Source organism: Clostridium beijerinckii (genome assembly GCF_036699995.1).
GTDB lineage: Bacteria > Bacillota > Clostridia > Clostridiales > Clostridiaceae > Clostridium > Clostridium helianthi.
In genome coordinates this window covers 3,570,425-3,588,535 of the sequence record NZ_CP144906.1, presented here as the reverse complement: position 1 = coordinate 3,588,535, position 18,111 = coordinate 3,570,425, and the positions used below count along the sequence as shown (strand labels likewise).

16 protein-coding genes and 1 other annotated feature are annotated in these 18,111 nt (G+C 28.4%); of the genes, 14 read left to right on the top strand and 2 right to left on the bottom strand.

Annotated features, from left to right (window positions below):
• Positions 1–50 precede the first annotated feature (50 nt).
• The 4 genes from PZA12_RS16470 (at position 51) to catA (ending at position 6,340) form a co-directional block, all read left to right on the top strand.
• A complete protein-coding gene (locus tag PZA12_RS16470) occupies positions 51–1,511 on the top strand; it encodes an aspartate ammonia-lyase (RefSeq protein WP_077310109.1) in 1,461 nt (486 codons plus the stop codon).
• 1,306 nt (positions 1,512–2,817) lie between these two features.
• Positions 2,818–4,083, top strand: a complete 1,266-nt coding sequence (locus tag PZA12_RS16465; protein ID WP_077843934.1) for a cation:dicarboxylate symporter family transporter — start codon at positions 2,818–2,820, stop codon at positions 4,081–4,083.
• 724 nt (positions 4,084–4,807) lie between these two features.
• Complete coding sequence (locus tag PZA12_RS16460) at positions 4,808–5,317, top strand: GNAT family N-acetyltransferase (protein WP_103699369.1); 510 nt, start codon at positions 4,808–4,810, stop codon at positions 5,315–5,317.
• Between the two features lie 363 nt (positions 5,318–5,680).
• On the top strand, positions 5,681–6,340 hold the full coding sequence (gene catA, locus PZA12_RS16455) for a type A chloramphenicol O-acetyltransferase (protein WP_103699368.1): 660 nt from the start codon (positions 5,681–5,683) through the stop codon (positions 6,338–6,340).
• A gap of 566 nt (positions 6,341–6,906) precedes the next feature.
• Here the strand turns inward: catA and PZA12_RS16450 are convergent.
• Positions 6,907–7,224, bottom strand: coding sequence for a hypothetical protein (locus PZA12_RS16450; RefSeq protein ID WP_017210111.1), 318 nt, complete (start codon positions 7,222–7,224; stop codon positions 6,907–6,909).
• A 210-nt stretch (positions 7,225–7,434) separates the two neighbouring features.
• Between PZA12_RS16450 and PZA12_RS16445 the strand changes: the two genes are divergently transcribed.
• The 9 genes from PZA12_RS16445 (at position 7,435) to thrS (ending at position 15,616) form a co-directional block, all read left to right on the top strand.
• A complete protein-coding gene (locus PZA12_RS16445; RefSeq protein ID WP_197714526.1) occupies positions 7,435–7,575 on the top strand; it encodes a winged helix-turn-helix transcriptional regulator in 141 nt (46 codons plus the stop codon).
• Positions 7,576–7,660: 85 nt separating this feature from the next.
• Positions 7,661–8,224 (top strand): nitroreductase family protein, encoded by a 564-nt coding sequence (locus PZA12_RS16440; protein ID WP_012059396.1) that lies wholly within the window; start codon positions 7,661–7,663, stop codon positions 8,222–8,224.
• Positions 8,225–8,609: 385 nt separating this feature from the next.
• Positions 8,610–8,840, top strand: a complete 231-nt coding sequence (locus PZA12_RS16435) for a hypothetical protein (RefSeq protein WP_077839792.1) — start codon at positions 8,610–8,612, stop codon at positions 8,838–8,840.
• Between the two features lie 379 nt (positions 8,841–9,219).
• Positions 9,220–9,669 carry an Imm6 family immunity protein gene (locus tag PZA12_RS16430; RefSeq protein WP_078116093.1) on the top strand — a complete coding sequence of 150 codons (450 nt, stop codon included), beginning with the start codon at positions 9,220–9,222 and terminating at the stop codon, positions 9,667–9,669.
• Positions 9,670–9,960: 291 nt separating this feature from the next.
• Positions 9,961–10,095, top strand: a complete 135-nt coding sequence (locus tag PZA12_RS16425; RefSeq protein ID WP_278286296.1) for a hypothetical protein — start codon at positions 9,961–9,963, stop codon at positions 10,093–10,095.
• Between the two features lie 108 nt (positions 10,096–10,203).
• Positions 10,204–10,719 carry a DUF4304 domain-containing protein gene (locus PZA12_RS16420; protein ID WP_103698876.1) on the top strand — a complete coding sequence of 172 codons (516 nt, stop codon included), beginning with the start codon at positions 10,204–10,206 and terminating at the stop codon, positions 10,717–10,719.
• A gap of 288 nt (positions 10,720–11,007) precedes the next feature.
• On the top strand, positions 11,008–11,649 hold the full coding sequence (locus tag PZA12_RS16415) for a site-2 protease family protein (protein ID WP_078116095.1): 642 nt from the start codon (positions 11,008–11,010) through the stop codon (positions 11,647–11,649).
• A gap of 299 nt (positions 11,650–11,948) precedes the next feature.
• Positions 11,949–13,091, top strand: a complete 1,143-nt coding sequence (locus PZA12_RS16410) for a leucine-rich repeat domain-containing protein (protein WP_078116096.1) — start codon at positions 11,949–11,951, stop codon at positions 13,089–13,091.
• Between the two features lie 119 nt (positions 13,092–13,210).
• Positions 13,211–13,441 (top strand) — a binding site (T-box leader).
• 267 nt (positions 13,442–13,708) lie between these two features.
• Positions 13,709–15,616 carry a threonine--tRNA ligase gene (thrS, locus tag PZA12_RS16405; protein WP_078116097.1) on the top strand — a complete coding sequence of 636 codons (1,908 nt, stop codon included), beginning with the start codon at positions 13,709–13,711 and terminating at the stop codon, positions 15,614–15,616.
• 286 nt (positions 15,617–15,902) lie between these two features.
• On the opposite strand, the gene PZA12_RS16400 is transcribed toward thrS, so the two are convergent.
• Complete coding sequence (locus PZA12_RS16400; protein WP_078116098.1) at positions 15,903–16,133, bottom strand: DUF4318 domain-containing protein; 231 nt, start codon at positions 16,131–16,133, stop codon at positions 15,903–15,905.
• A gap of 850 nt (positions 16,134–16,983) precedes the next feature.
• On the opposite strand from PZA12_RS16400, the gene PZA12_RS16395 reads away from it, so the two are divergent.
• Complete coding sequence (locus PZA12_RS16395; protein ID WP_077844468.1) at positions 16,984–17,601, top strand: hypothetical protein; 618 nt, start codon at positions 16,984–16,986, stop codon at positions 17,599–17,601.
• The last annotated feature ends 510 nt before the right edge of the window (positions 17,602–18,111 follow it).

The window sequence follows — 18,111 nt, the reverse complement described above, 5'->3', positions numbered from 1 at the left end:
AACCAATAATTTATACAAGAAGTGCCGATTATAATGTGGGGGCGAAGGTTATGATAAGGGAAATAAAGTTAGAAAATAAAGATATCAATTTCCGTAAGGAGAACGACTCAATTGGAAGCAAGGATATACCTGAAGATGTATATTATGGTGTACAATCTTTGCGTGCTGCTGAAAACTTTAGGATTACTGGATTGTTCATGCATCCAGAAATTATAAATAGTTTAGCATATATAAAAAAAGCAGCTGCTATAACAAATTGTGAAGTTGGAGTTTTAGACAAAAAGATTGCAGATGCAATTGTAAAAGCTTGTGATGAGATATTAAGAGGAAATCTGCATGAATACTTTATTGTTGACCCAATTCAAGGTGGAGCAGGAACTTCACTTAATATGAATGCTAATGAGGTCATAGCCAACCGTGCAATTGAGATACTTGGAGGTAAAAAAGGAGAATATTCTATTGTACATCCAAATGATCATGTAAACTGTGGACAATCTACTAACGATGTTATACCAACTGCAGGGAAAATTACTGCTTTAAAATTATTGGAACATGCTCAAAGTGAGCTATATAGATTACATGATGCATTTTCACAAAAAGCCATAGAATTTGATCACATAATAAAAATGGGAAGAACTCAAATGCAGGATGCAGTACCAATTCGTTTAGGTCAAGAATTTAAAGCTTATTCAGTAGCTATAATGAGAGATGTTAACCGTATGGAAAAAGCTATGGATGAGATGCGAGTTCTTAATATGGGTGGAACTGCAATAGGTACTGGAGTTAATGCAGACGTAAAGTATCTTAAACGAGTTGTTCCAAATCTATCAGAGATTACTGGAATGGATCTTATACAAGCTTTTGATTTAATAGATTCAACACAAAACTTGGATTCCTTTGTAGCAGTATCAGGAGCTGTTAAGGCTTGTGCAGTAACATTATCTAAGATTGCTAATGATTTAAGATTAATGTCTTCTGGACCAAGAACAGGATTTGGAGAAATTAATCTTCCAGCAAAACAAAATGGTTCCTCTATCATGCCAGGAAAAGTTAATCCAGTTATTCCTGAGGTAGTAAACCAAGTGGCATTCAATATTATAGGTAATGATACGACAATCACAATGGCAGCAGAAGGTGGACAATTAGAACTTAATGCATTTGAACCAATTATATTCTATTGTTTATTTCAATCAATTGATACTCTAACTTATGCAGTTCAAACTTTCATAGATAATTGTGTAAAAGGTATTACAGCAAATGAAGAAAGATGCCGTGATTTAGTAGAAAACAGTGTTGGAATAATTACAGCAATTTGCCCACATGTAGGATATTCAACAGCTGCAAACCTAGCTAAAGAAGCTATAAAAACAGGGACATCTATTAGAACTTTGATATTAGAAGCAGGACTTTTAAGTGAAGATGAACTAAATGAAATTTTAGATCCATTTAATATGACAGAGCCAGGGATATCAGGAAAAAAATCTATTAGCAATGAATTAAAAACAGTTTAATAAATAAAAATATCTATACTTATGCGTATACCTCACCGAAATGAATAATATACTTTTGTTCCAGTTTCTGGGTAATTCTGATGGGTGATTCTAAGACTATAAAGTTGCATCCAAAGTGCTAGCCTCAAAGAACAAGCGCTCACAGAGAAAGTTCGAAGAACGAAATATAAAATGCTCATAGAGAAAGTTCTGCTTACCAAATGTAAAATTTGGAGCATCACTTTTCGATTCTCACTTTTTGAACTAGCACATTTGGAATAGTTCAAAGGAAACTCGACTCACTTCGTTCACTGAGTAATTTCAATTGACCAAATCATAGATTTGGAATTTCAATTAAGAATCACATCCATCAAAATTACCAATAAAACATTCCACAAAAGTATATCACTCATTTCTGGTTAAAAGATATTTCATAGTCTAAGTATAGTTTATGATTGAATTATCTATAATACTTAATAAAGTAATTGTAACAGGAATGTAATAATATAAATTAAAGAATTTTAGGTTTAGAAAAGCAATCTATGTTTAGATTCTGTAAATATTTGTAACTATTCAATTAAATGAATGCATAATTGAGAATTAAGCAAATTTAGTTCGAAATCTTCTTTAAATGTGAATTAAAGGAACTTTTGATAGTTCCCTTAAAATATTGTATATTATCAACACTGTTCTTTAACAGAGTCTAAAATTAAATAGCAAGAGAAGTCATTTGGAGTGATATGAGATTCATAATTTGAACCTCATATCACTCCTTATTTTTATGTTCTTGGCACATAGTAAACTCCATATTAATTAATTGACATGAAAAATTTTTTTTTAATTCATATAAAGATGTTTGAAATAGATAATATATTACAAGAAAGAATCTTGTAATATGCGCTTAAGGCACTAGAATAGAGGGTTTAACGTATAATGTTTGAGTTGAAATTTGAATGAATTTAATTTATAAAAGTCGCACTAACGAATATTTTGATAAGCCTAAAATGGATTTTTTTGATTATTCAGAATTTTAAAAACATATGAATAAAGGATTTTTTGTGTTATAATACATGCGGAAATTGAATTTTCTTGTATAAATTTTCAAAAGTGAGACATTATGTCAACGCTTGATTATAAAAGCAATAAGAAATTTAGTAAAATGACATTATTTTTTTAATAAAAATCTATTGTTTTTTTATTGATTATGTTTAAATTTGGAATTTTGTCTTTTTAAATACTTATAAGGTTTTATCAAATATATTCTCTGTAGTAAGTTTTTGAAACGAGAAAATTCTAAGTTGCAGCATTTTAGAAGGGGGATATTAAAATGAAAAAATTAGGATTAGCATTTCAAATTCTTCTAGGGCTTGTACTAGGTATTGCAATAGGAGCTGCCTTTTATGGCAATCCAGTTGTAGCATCATATTTACAGCCTATTGGAGATATATTCATCAGATTAATCAAAATGATAGTTGTTCCTATAGTATTTTCATCACTTGTTGTTGGTGTTGCTGGTGTAGGCGATATTAAGCAGGTAGGAAAAATAGGAGGAAAAACTATACTGTATTTTGAAATAGTAACTACAGTTGCCATTGTAATAGGACTAGTTGTAGCTAATGTAGCTCATCCAGGAAGTGGAATTAATATTCAACAACTTTCGTCAGTTAGTATCGAAAAATATATGAATACAGCTGAAACTGTATCTAGCCATGGTTTTGCAGATACATTTTTAAATATTGTTCCAACAAATATCTTTGAATCTCTTTCAAAAGGTGATTTACTTGCAGTTATATTCTTTTCAGTTATGTTTGGTTTAGGTGTTGCTGCAATTGGAGAAAAAGGAAAGCCTGTTCTTGCTTTTTGTCAAGGTGTGGCGGATTCAATGTTTTGGGTAACTAATCAAATTATGAAACTTGCACCACTTGGAGTATTTGGATTAATTGGTGTAACAGTTTCTAAATTTGGAGTAGCTTCATTAATTCCATTAGGTAAATTAGTTATTAGTGTTTATGTAGCTATGATTTTCTTTATATTTGTTATATTTGGCTTGATAGGGAAGATATGTGGTTCAAGCATTATATCACTTATGAAGATTTTAAAAGATGAAATTATTCTTGCGTACACTACAGCAAGTTCTGAAGCAGTTTTACCAAAACTTATGGAGAAGATGGAAAAGTATGGTTGTCCGAAAGCTATTACATCTTTTGTTATTCCAACGGGGTATTCATTTAACTTAGATGGATCTACATTATATCAGGCTATTGCAGCACTTTTTATCGCTCAAATATATGGGATAAATCTGCCAATTGCTACGCAAATAAATTTAGTATTTGTATTAATGGTTACATCAAAAGGTATGGCTGGAGTTCCAGGAGCATCCTTTGTTGTTTTATTAGCAACCGTTGGTTCTGTAGGTATACCTGTAGAAGGAGTAGCTTTCATTGCAGGAATAGATCGTATTGTTGACATGGCAAGAACTGTTGTTAATATAATTGGAAACTCATTAGCTGTTATCGTTATTTCTAAATGGGAAGGAAAATATGATACAGAAAAAGGAAAGAAATATTTGAAAGCTATCAAAAAAGCAGCTTAATCACATAGAAACATGTAAATCTCAGAAAGCAGAAATAATGTTATTTCTAAGGACTATGAAAATATCGCTGAAAGTACTAAATTGCAGGTTTTATTACTAATGCTTACTCCAAATTTTATTATGACAAGCATTAGTTAAACAACCTACAATTAAGAACTTTTAACTGAAAATTTTTAAAAATAAGTATAGAATATTCTAACGGGTTTACTTAAAGGGTGCAAAGTCAAAAAATACAATAATATTTGAGTGCAAAATTACATTGATTTTTGCACTCCTTTATTTTGGCTTAAATCAATGGTTTAAAGGTATTTGTGTAATAATTTATATTAAATTTTACACCAACTTTTACAGAAGAAAAAACAAATGTAATAAATTCATTACATCTGCAAAAATGCTTGTAAAAACATCTGCTACAAGTTTCGGTAAGAAATACAGATATTTGGTTTTTGAATCCTCATACCTAAAAGGGCAATCAAAGATTTCCTCTATTCGAATGAACCATTGCAACAATCCATTTTGTAAGTGGTTTGGACTACCACAGCAGAAGTTTGATAATGTTAAAATTGAACATACTATGCCCTCTATTGATGAAGGTTGAAAAGTTAGTTTATAATATAGATAAACAATAGTACAGAAATGTGTCTCAACCGAGGAATATATTATAATAAATATTAGTATGAAATTTTGCTACAGGTTTTATGTATTTTTGACAGGAGGTATTGGAATGAATTTGCGTGAAGCAGAAGAAAAGGACTTTGAAATAATATACATGATGGGTTATGATGCTTGGGGCGATGGTCTTTCTAAACCAGATTATCTTTTAACTTGTAAGTCGTCTATTAAGTATGCAAATGGAAATTGGTATGTATTAGAAAATGATGATAAGGTTTTATCAAGTTCGTTACTTATACATAACTTAAATCATCTTAATTGTGGTACTGGATTAGAAATAAGAGGAATTGGTTCTATTTCTACACCAATACATTTAAGAAGGAAAGGCTATGGGTCAAACTTAATAGAAAGGACTATGTCATATATAAATAGAGATATTCCTATAGATATTTGGTTTTTATATTCAGATATTGGTGCAGATTTTTATAATAAACTTAAATTTGAAGCATTACCCAATAATTTTCAAAAACGTACATCAAGTCTTTTAATGGCTTATTGCCAGCCTAATACTTGGGATATAAATACTAATGCTCCACAGATAGAAATACCTAATTATTTTTAATAAAAAATGTTACGCACTTTTCTCATATTGTTCAACAATAACATAATTTATTAACAAAAGGAAAGTATAGTTTAAAAAATGTTGGAGCAAATGCGGATGGAAAAATAAAAATTAATATTAGTAGTAATTCTGATGTTAAAATAACAAGAGATAAGAAAAAGTAAAATATTAGAGTAATTCGTAGTATTCTTAAGTTATGAATCAATAAAAAATGCTCTCTGAAAATTGAATAGTTCGGTATTACAGAATGTGCTATAATAAACTAAAGCGTAAATATCATTGTAAAAAGGAGATTGAAATGGCTAGGTCACGGAAAAAAGCCTTCTAAAATAGAATTACGAAAATTTTTAGGAGGCCCGAATTATGAATTTTAATTTAATAGATATTAATCATTGGAGTAGAAAGCCATACTTTGAACATTATTTAAACAATGTGAAATGTACTTATAGTATGACTGCCAATATAGAAATAACTGATCTATTGTATGAAATTAAACTTAAAAATATTAAATTTTATCCTACACTTATTTATATGATTGCAAATGTGGTTAATAATCATAAAGAATTCCGTATTTGTTTTGATCATAATGGTAGTTTAGGATATTGGGACAGCATGAATCCGAGCTATACCATTTTTCATAAAGAAAACGAAACATTTTCAAGTATTTGGACGGAATATAATGAAAGTTTTTTACGTTTTTATAGTGATTATCTTGACGATATAAAAAACTATGGAAATATCATGAAGTTTACTCCGAAATCAAATCAGCCTGACAATACGTTTTCTGTATCAAGCATTCCTTGGGTAAGTTTTACAGGATTTAACTTGAATGTGTATAATGAAGGAACATATTTAATTCCTATTTTTACTGCAGGAAAGTATTTCAAACAAGAAAATAAAATATTTATTCCTATATCAATACAAGTACATCATGCTATCTGTGACGGTTATCATGCTAGTAGATTTATTAATGAAATGCAGGAATTAGCATTTAGTTTTCAAGAATGGTTAGAAAATAAATAAATATATCTAGATAGTCATGTCTTGATTACATTATTTATGGAGTAATAAAAATAAAGAATAGAAAAAATACCGCATTATTCAATAAAAATGAATTTGCGGTATTTTTTTATTTAAGTACTGCACAATACTAAAAAATGGGTACAAAAAATGCCCCAATAAAGGGGCGTATATGTATGTGATAATTAATATTTGAGGGGTATTAGATTACACGTTAATATATCTTAAATAATACGTAATTAAAATATCATATTCCCATATTAAATGGATTGAAAATGGAGTACTAATCTGATTATGGAGACATTCTTAGTTTATGAGTATTTTATGAAATTATTCATGATAAAAATAATAAAAGCTCCCTAAAAATAAGGAACTCAAAAATTAATGGACAAAAGTGTAAAGACTTATAAATAAAGAGTAACTAAAAGATAAAAATAACAACCAAGAGGTTTCCTTTTATTATATGAAGGTTAACTTCATATAATTCAAAATATTAATATAATTTTTAAATAAGTATTCAAACAATTCAATTCAAACTAATATGCTAAGTAGTTTGGGAATTTTGAAATTTAAGATGTAAAAGATAATTGACCACTACCAGCTATTATGATTTTATAACCATATTGCATAGGATTTAAGATATATTGCAATGAGTTTGGCTCAAAGCGTATAGATTGTTCCATTATCAGATCTTCATTAAGTATGGTGATAAAAGTCCTACCACCAGAAACATTTCGAACTTTATACGGAACATTTGGAAGTAATTTTAAATCCTCAATACTATAAATCCCCTCAGAAAAAGTATTAGTTTGAGCGACAGAAGTTATTGAATTCATGCTAAATGATATAAATAGAAAAATAGAAAATACAATAATAGATTTTTTCATTTGGGTATCCACCTTTCATAATTCGAGTGTTATACAAGTAAGTAATTAAATTTATCATGTGGAATTATTAAATAAATATGTATAATGTAGATTTGTGAAGTAAATAAAATATGTTCTTTGAAAACTGAATGATGTGATATTTAAAAATCTGTTATAATATTTATTAAACAAAAGAAAGTTTATTTAATAGATATTACGGAGGCTAAGGTTATGATAAAGAAAGAAGATATGCCTGTTTGTGATGTTGCCACAACTGTACAGATATTGGGCAGTAAGTGGAAACTATTAATTATAAGAGATTTAATAGATGGACCAAAGCGAAACAGTGAAGCAATGGGGACATTTGTATAAAGAGCGATTATAGAGACTTTTTTGTGCGTACTGTTCATATAAAAAAAGTCGTTATATAATAGTTTTATGAAGGAGCTGATATTATATGAAGACAGTTTTAGAAGTTATAAAAGAAAGAAGATCTATAAGATTTTTTAAAGAAGAACAGATAAAAAAAGAGGAGTTAGAGAAAATTTTAGAGGCTGGTTTATGGGCGCCGTGTGCAGGAAATCTACAAGCGGTAAAATTTGTTGTAGTTCAAGATAAGAGATTAAATGATGAATTGGGAAAGATAAATAGAGAACTTTTCGGAGCTGCAAGGAGAAACGATAAATCAAGTGGAAGTATTGCTGATGATGATAGTATTAAAAGTGCTTTTTATAAAGCTCCTGTAGTAATTTATTTATTTGCACCAGATAATTATCCTTATGCAATTCATGACTGTTGTGTTGCAAGTCAAAATATTATGCTTGAAGCAGCAGAAATAAATATTGGTTCTGTTTGTATTTCAAGAGGAGAAAAAACATTTGAAACTGAATTAGGTAAGAAAAGTAAGGAAAAATGGGGATTAGATAGTACTTATAAATGTCATAGTATAATTCCTCTTGGTTACATATCTAAAAATGGTAAACCACAGCCAAGGAAAGAAAATAGAATTATTTTTGATTAAAAAGATTTATTTATTGTTTAAAATTTAATAACGTATTTAAATATCACATTATCATAGTAATAGATAGATAATGTGATATTTTTTATGTATAGTACTTCACAATACTAATAAATTATGAATCAATAAAATTAAATAACAGACTGTAAAATCGTATTATTTATTAGATTGAATTTATGAGTTTTTAGTGAGCAATTTGTAGATTTGACGTAGTAAATTATAAAAATGTTCTTTGAAAATTGAATAATGTAGATTTTACAAAATATGCTATAATTGATTCATAATAGTAAAATAGTTGAAGTAACTAAAACAGAAATGTTATAGAGCAAAAAAACTAAAAGGTGTGTAAAATGATGGAATAAATTGAAAATGAAAATGGGGGATAGAGATGAAATTTGCTACTATATTTATTGCAGTAATTCTTTTTATACCAATTGCATGTGTGATGTTATATACAATATTTTACCCAAGAGAAAGTGCATTATTTGGTAAGAAGTGGCAATTTAAAAATGAAAACCTTGAACCAAGTGACGAGGTAATAAAATATAATCGTATGGTCGGAATCATAGGATTAGTTATATCAATACTTATGTTAATATTTGTAATTGTAAAATATTAACATAAGTAACGCTACTAAAGAATATGTAATACTATTTTTGTTTAATACACAATCTTCATAAAATTATGAATTAATAAAAATAAATAGCAAATCGTAAAATCGTATTATTCAAGATTGGATTTACGATTTTTTTAATGCGGAATTCTATTATATTACGCAATATGTAGATTTAACGAAGTAAATTATGAAAATGTTCTTTGAAAATTAAATAATGCGATTTTACAAAATATGCTATAATTAATATAGAATAGTAATTTATTGTGTATTAGTAAATAAATTATAAATTTGTAGTGTAGAACAGATTTACCAAAGGAAATCACAAGAATATTTGAATCATATTATTAAACACATCAAAAATAAAGAGAGGAGAAACAACAATATGACTTTAGTAGAACAATATGATATGCTATTAACTAATGGAGAAAGTCTTTTAAATGCCTATCATGATAATGTGAAGAATAAAGAGTTTTATATAGAAGGACAACGGGTAATTGGTATATGCAAAGAGTGGATAACAAATAATGAAATTACTGCTGATGATATATATGAAACTGTTGATTCAGCAGATGGATACGATATAGTAGAATTTGCTTATTGTAAAGGGATAACTGAAGAAGAATCATATATGTGGGCTTTATTATCAGATATAGTATGTGTATTATGTAGTCTTGCCTATCAAATGGAACATCAAAACTGTGTACCACAGGCTATCGAGTGCATTATAGAGGAGAAAATAGAATCATTTGTAATATTTATTAATCAAAATATGAAGATACGTAAAGATGTTAAAGAGTGTATAAAATATTTTGCCGATAATTTATGTTATTAAGATAAATTATGTATACAACAATTATTTAATATAGTTAAGATTTCTATCAACAAGTAAGAAATGTAGATTTGCTGAAAGCCTATAGAACAAACAAATTTCAATTTATCGTTGAGGTAATTCATAACATTCTTATATCATGAATCAATAAAATTAAATAACATATTGTAAAATCGTATTATTCAATAGATTGAATTTGCGATTTTTTTGATACACAATACTAAAATAAAACGTAATAGTAAATTATTGTTCAACAAAGTCAAGGTATATACTTTAGATGGAGAGTGATTAAATATGGATAATTTTTCTTATGGCAGCCCTTATCTTGACAGTCTTTCTGAAAAGTATAATTATGCACAAATGCTCCATGAAACCTTTGATAATGTTATTGTACCAGGTTTTAAAGAGAAAGGGTTCAGAAAAAATTGAAAGACTTTTTATCGTAAGCGTGATGGTCTTACAGAAGTATGCAATGTTAAATTTTCAAGAGACAATAGTAGAGTTCATGCCAGGTTTTGGTTACAGGTATGTATAGCTATGCCTTCATTTTACGATTCTATAGGTAAAAAGTATGATAAGAAATGGGAGGCAACAATATTTGATATAGAATCTGATTCACTTATTGGATGGGAAAATGGTTTGTGTAATTTTCATTACCCACCCTATATGTTAGATTTATGGAACAGCAGATTGATTGCAGTTTCCCTAACTGAGACTAGAAAAGATGAAAAAGAGGAGTTATTAAAAGATAAACTAGATAGTAGATATAATAAACAGACTGGTGAAGGATTCAACGAGGTTGTTGCTTCTGATATTGAAAATGTAATAATTAAATTTTTTAATACAATTCCAAGTGCTGAAGAATTATTAGAGCATATTAATAATGATGAACCTAACAATTGTGCTGATGAAGCAATGATGTACGAGGTGGCATACCTTTATTACAATTATGGAGAGCAGGAAAAAGCCAAAGAAATATTAAAAAGAATTCAGAATGGTTTCTTGAAAGACAGAATTCAGAAGTTTGTAAATTATGCTGGGATCATCTTATAAACTGTTATTATTAATAAAAATACATAAGGTTAAAATTAATTAGTTTCTACCCTTAATTCGCAACTTTCATTAGTTATGTATCAATAAAAATGAATAGCAAATTGTAAAATCGTATTATTCAAGAGATTGAATTTACGATTTTTTAGTGCACGATTTGTAGAATTGACGTAACAACTAATAAAAAATATTCTTTGAAAATTTAATAATATGATGTTTACACAATGTGTTATACTTTAGATATAATGGGATTTAATAGCAACTAAAGTAATAAGTTTATAAGGAGTAAAAATGGAAAGATTTAAAAAGATTATTATATATATAATTCCATATATACTTGTGTATATAACTTCATGTTTAACAACTTTGTCACATGAATTAGGTCATTCAATCACAGCATATTTTTTTGCTATTAAAAACAATCCATTTGATCTTAATTATAGTACAAAAATTTTTATGTTTGGAATAAGTGAAAATGTTGATTATAATAAGGTGTCAAAATTAATACAATATAAAGCAATATTAATATCAGCAGCAGGTTTGATTGTAAATTTTATTTTTGCTGTAAGTATAATCATATTGTTAATATTCTTTTATAGAAATCTCAACAAGTTTATATGTTATGTTTTATACTTGTTTTTATTTTGGAATACAAATGAATTCTTTAATTATTTTATAATCCGTAATATATTCTTAAGGGGCGATGTTGCTAATATTGTAACTTATGGGATACCTCATATTTATGTATTGATATTTGGAATATGGTTTTCCTTAATTTTAGTTTGCTTTTTATTTTTAAAGGTTAAGAAGAATTTATTTAAGATATTTAACTTGACCCAAAATCAATGCGTAAAGTTTACGAAAATAATAGTATTAAGTTTTGTGGTATGCCAAATTTTAACATTATATAATGCGGTTTTTTATTATAGTTAATGCAAACATTAATTAGAAATCTGATAGTTAAACTTGATTTGTTTACAAATAGATGTATATTGTTAATACACTATTTTTCTTAAGTTATGAATCAATAAAATTAAATAACAAATTGTAAAATCGTATTATTCAAGAGATTGAATTTACGATTTTTTTTTATGTGTTATACCACTAAAATACGTTTTTTATTGATCAATTTTAAGTTGTTTGCAGAATAAATAATGAAAACATTACCAGAAATATGGTATAATTATATATTGTTCCATTAAATGCGATAAATTACATAGGAGGGGTAAAGAATGAAGAGTTTGAGATTAATAAAAGTAATAGCGAGTTCATTATTTGTAGCTTCAGTATTAGCACTAAATCCAATAGGAGCGAGTGCAGCGTGGAAGAGTGATCCTAGAGGCTGGTGGTATACAGAAGGAAGTTCATGGGCTACAGGCTGGAGGCTAATTAATTCTAAATGGTATTATTTTGATTCTAAAGGCTACATGGCTAAAGATACAACAATTGATGGGTGTTATCTAAATGAAAGCGGTGCATGGACAGAACTTACAACAAGCGGAAACTTTAAATTTGATAAATCAACTGGAACAATAGTAGAATATACTGGTTCTGATAGCTCAGTCGTGATACCAAATAAAATTGATGGTACTGATGTAAAACGTATACGATTTACATCGACATCTACCTGCAAAAATTTAACAAGCATAACGATACCAGATAGTACAACGGGTATAGAATCTATAGTATGTATGAATTGCAGTAACTTAACACACGTAGATATTCCAAATAGTGTGAAACGTATAGATAGATATGCATTTAATGGATGTAGTAATTTACAAAGTATAACTATTCCTGATGGTGTGAAAATTATAAATGAATACGCCTTTAGTGGGTGTAAGAGTTTAAAAAGCATAATTATTCCAAATGGTGTGGAGTCTATTGGGCCTCAGTCATTTGCTGGATGTAGTGGTTTAACAACTTTGACCATTCCAAATAGTGTAACAAATATGGGGGATGCTATATTTAGGAATTGTATTAATTTAACAAACATAACAATTCCGGATAGTGTAAAAAGCATAGGCCATAGTGCATTTAGTGGTTGTAGCAGTTTAAGTAGCATAACAATACCAAATGGTATAACAATCATAAACGAGAATGAATTTCAAGGTTGTAGTAGTTTAACAAGCATAGTAATACCAAATGGTGTAACAAGTATACAAAGAAGTGCATTTGAAGGCTGCACAAATTTAACCAGCATAACTATTCCAGATAGCGTAACAAGCATATCAACGCACCAAAAAATGCCTAATGGTATAGGAATTAATCCATTCTATGATTGTACAAAGGCTACATTTTATGTAAAGAGTCAAGCATTAAAACAGATTTTAATTAATTCAGGTGTAAGTGCAAGCAAAATCACAGTAAGTGCTTAGTCATAAATAATAAATCAAAAAATAAATTGTAATAAAAACTATTTACAAGATACTACAAAAGTGCTAGTATTTATTATTAATAAGAGCAAAGTGCACGTAAACTCTTAATAATTAAATATTCGCAGGCAATGAAAGGGAAAAGTATTATAGAGTACAGTTTTCAGAGAGGAAATGTCACCGACTGTAAGCATTTCTAAATATGACTATGAGAAAAACTACCCTGGAGCTATGGTTTATTAGCAGATTTTGTGAAATGCCATCGGTGAAAATCGTTAAAAATTTTAGAGAAGAATTGAGTTTATTTAATTCAATTTGGGTGGAACCACGGATATTATGCATTCGTCCCAAGGCTTGGGACGGGTGCTTTTTTTGTACAAAAATATATGAATTTAAAAAAGTATGAGACGCAATTTGGAAGAAGTTGTGTTATCGAGTATTAACCTATATATTGCAAAAATAATTCTTCATCATAATTCTAAAAATATTGCAAGAATTTTATCCGTAATTGTGAATTGTGAAATGTGCATTGTGAATTGCAACATATATCTATAGATATATCTAATACAATAAAATTTTAAAGAATCTTAAAAAATCTTAAAGAAGGAGGTAACAAGTTTATGATAAATATAAAACTTAAAGATGGATCAATAAAAGAAATTGCAGATGAATCTAGTATTTATGATTTAGCAAATTCAATTAGTAAAAACTTAGCTAAAGTCGCAGTAGTGGGGGAAGTAAATGGGACATTAGTAGATTTAAATTATAAATTAAAAAATAATGATGAGGTAAATATTTTGACTTACGATGATGAAAAAGCAGTTGAAGTTATAAGACATTCTACTTCTCATGTTATGGCTCAAGCAGTTAAAAGAATTTATAAGGATTCAAAGCTTGCTATAGGACCTGCAATAAACAATGGTTTTTATTATGATTTTGATATTGAAAATTCATTATCAAATGAAGATTTAGATAAAATTGAAGCAGAAATGAATAAAATAATAAATGAAAATCTTAGCTTTGAAAGAATCGATATTTCTAGAGACGAAGCAATAAAATTAATGGAGGAAAAGGGAGAGACATATAAAATAGAACTTATTAAGGATCTTCCTGAAGCTGAAAAGATATCTTTATATAAACAGGGCGATTATATAGACCTTTGCAGAGGTCCTCATATTCCATCAACAAAGTATATTAAAGCATTTAAATTATTAAGCGTTGCTGGAGCATATTGGAGAGGAAATGAAAAAAATAAGATGCTTCAAAGAGTTTATGGAGTTGCATTTTCTAGTAAGAAAGAATTAGAATTACATTTGCATAATTTAGAAGAAGCAAAGAAAAGAGATCATAGGAAACTAGGAAAAGAATTAAAGTTATTTACTTTTGCAGAAGAAGGTCCAGGATTTCCATTTATGCTTCCTAAAGGAGTAATATTAAAAAATACCTTAATAGATTTTTGGAGAAAATTACATTACGAAGATGGTTATGTTGAAATTGAAACTCCAATAATGCTTAATAAGAAACTATGGGAGACTTCAGGGCATTGGTATCATTATAGAGAAAATATGTATACTTCAACAATTGATGAAGAAGAATTTGCATTAAAGCCAATGAATTGCCCAGGTGGAATGTTAGTTTATAAATCAGAATCACATTCATATAGAGATTTTCCAATGAGAGTTGGAGAATTAGGACGAGTTCATAGACATGAGCTTTCTGGAGCACTCCATGGTCTTATGAGAGTAAGGGCATTCACACAAGATGATGCACATATATTTATGTTACCAGATCAAATAAAGTCAGAAATAAAAGGCGTTATTAATTTAATTGACAAGGTGTATTCAAAATTCGGATTTAAGTATAATTTAGAACTTTCTACAAGGCCAGAAGATTCAATGGGAAGTGATGAAGAATGGGAATTAGCAGAAAGTTCATTGAAGGGTGCCTTAGATGAATTAAATCTTGAATATAAAATAAATGAGGGTGACGGAGCTTTTTATGGACCTAAAATAGATTTTCATCTTGAAGATAGCATAGGCAGAACTTGGCAATGTGGAACAATTCAGTTAGATTTTCAATTGCCTCAAAGGTTTGAATTAGAGTATGTAGGTAGTGATGGAGAAAAGCATAGACCAATAGTAATCCATAGAGTAGTATTTGGAAGTATCGAAAGATTTATAGGAATACTAATAGAACATTTTGCTGGAAAGTTTCCAACATGGCTTTCTCCAGTTCAAGTAAAAATACTTCCTATATCAAATAAATTTAATAGCTATTCAGAAAAGATTAAAGATAAATTAAGCTCAGAAGGTATAAGAGTTGAAATTGATCAGAAAGATGAAAAGATAGGCTACAAAATAAGAGAAGCTAGAAATGAAAGGGTTCCTTACATTATTATTGTTGGAGAAAAGGAAGAAGCAGAAAATAATATCTCATTACGCAGCAGAAGTAATGGAGATGAGGGGACATTAAATTTACAAGATTTAATAGAAAGAATAAATAATGAAGTTAAAAATAAAACTCTATAATTAAGTAGAGATAATACTGAAATATTAAGATATTAAATTTAAGGAATAATTAAAGTAAACATCACTTTAGTTATTCCTTTTAATATTTCTAATATAAAGCAACCTTCCATTTAGAAATTTCTAGAGAAATCTTCTTAACATGTCGGAACAAATATGCATTTAATTTCGGATAATATACACATAAATATAGTCTTAATTGTGTTTATGAAAACAAGATACTTTTAAATTCGGCTATTTTTTATAATGTTGAAATATACTAAAAAATAATAGTGGAATTATCTACTTACTATTTTTCAAGGCACTTAATCATATACCCACCTCGAGCCATAGTGATTTCAGTAGAAAATAATTTATCCTCCAAATAGAATGTAACTGGCTTTTCGGTACTGACAAACTGGCACTTTTCTTTAGAACTTATACAATATTTTTCAATCGTATTGCAAATTGTCTGTGCAGATGGATAAGTTAAAGAATCATCCAAATCAACTAAAAAACTTTTTTTAGAGAGATTAAACATAGTGCTACATCCTTTCTTTTTATTGTTAATTATATTTTAGTTACCTATTCAACTAATTATAACATAATTAGCATAATATTACATTGAGTATGTCCTACATATATTGGCTTTCTTTAAAGAATATTTCATCTGATTCAACGACGCCATCAATGCCTACTTTCCCTAAAAATGTGCTAGTTCAAAAAGTGAGAATCCAAAAGTGATGCTCCAAATTTTACATTTGGTAAGAAGAACTTTCTCTATCAGCATTTTATATTTCGTTCTTCGAACTTTCTCTGTGAGTGCTTGTTCTTTGAGGCTAGCACTTTGGATACAACTTTATAGCCTAGAATCACCCATCAGAATTCCCTAGAAACTGGAACAGAAGTATGTTATTCATTTCGGTGAGGCATGCGCATAAGTTCAGGTTTTAGTCTGGATATCTATATAGATATCCAATTTAAAAATTCGGCTTATTAGATAAACAGATTTACAAAATTTCTAGAATTTTAAGCTCATATCTTTACTAGAAATCATAAATATATTTGTGAAGAAAACATTTGAAAATGAGCTGTTAAAGGTTCTTAGCTGTAGGGTGTTCTAATTTAGCTTGTCAAACTGAAAGTTGGAGCATGCTAAATTGGATACAACCTGCTGCTTAGAACCTTCAGCGATATTTTCATAGCTTTTCGGAACAAAATATTTGTGATTTCGGTGAGTTATATGCATAAGTTCAGGTCTAAGTTGGTTTATCTATAGATACTACATAAAAATTTAAAATATTATTTTAAATTTCTACAGTTTTTAATTTATTAAACAAGCAGTTATATATTATAATGTTATATATCACTTGATGAAGGAGAAGGAAAATATGTTTTTATTTGGCGGGAATAAATTAAAGGTAAGAAGCGAAGAAGATGAGGATGGAGTTAAAACTTTCGTGGAATACTATGGAATGAAGAAAAGCGATGAATTTAAAGTAAAGGTTTTAAATGAAATGATTGGAGAAAACCTTTGTTTAATAGTTTTGGACTCTAGAATGTTGTATTTTGGAAATCAAGTGGAGCATGAGGTTCCGGTTGAAGAAATAGTAGAGCATTTAGGAATTTCAAGAATAGCATATAAGAAGTTTGAAATAAAGAAGGTACCAGAAGTATCTATGTTTGGTATTAGCATAAAAAAGGGAACTAAAAAAACTGATAGAGATTATGTAATTGGATTTGTTGTAAATAAGTATAATTTTAAAAGAATTGAAGAATATGTAAATAGAATGAATTTATATTATTTCATAGATAACGCTGGACTTGGTGAAGAGGATTTATTACAGAAGTTAAGTGAAAATTATGAAGAAATTGATGAAATGAGTAAGGAATTTTACTGTGAGATATTTAATAATAATTACATAAGTCAGTTAGTTATTTCATCAGAAAATGAGAACGCTATGGCAATAAAGGAAACGGTTGGCAGGTGCCATTCTGAGTTAAAATAAATAGTTTCACTCTAAGAAGAATGTATGCAAATTTTATTATTTATTAATTTACTAGTGAATTCAACGTCTAATAGAATTAGCAAACATTCTTTTGCCTTGACAACATTATTAGATTATGGAATGATAGTTAGGCATAATCAAAAAAGTAACAAGTATATCTGCCAAGAAAAGTTCTTTATTGCAGCATAGCTGCTCTTTTCATAAGTGCCTATTTTCCATTATGCTTCATCAGTAAATTGCACTAATAGACTTGCTATGAGTCCAATCTGCTTTTTCGCTTAATGAAAAATAATCATGGTATTTTGCGCTTGTTATTTTAATTTATATGCTTTAAATGTCGGAAAACTACTAATTGATTAATTATTGTACAAATGAAAAATTAGTTGAGATTGAAAAATAATATAAATATTATCTAGATTAAATATGAGGGAGGTATAGGAATACTTTTTTGATAGAATTATTTCTATGCGTTTTTTTGAAGCTTAACAAATTGCAAGTTTAATCTATATA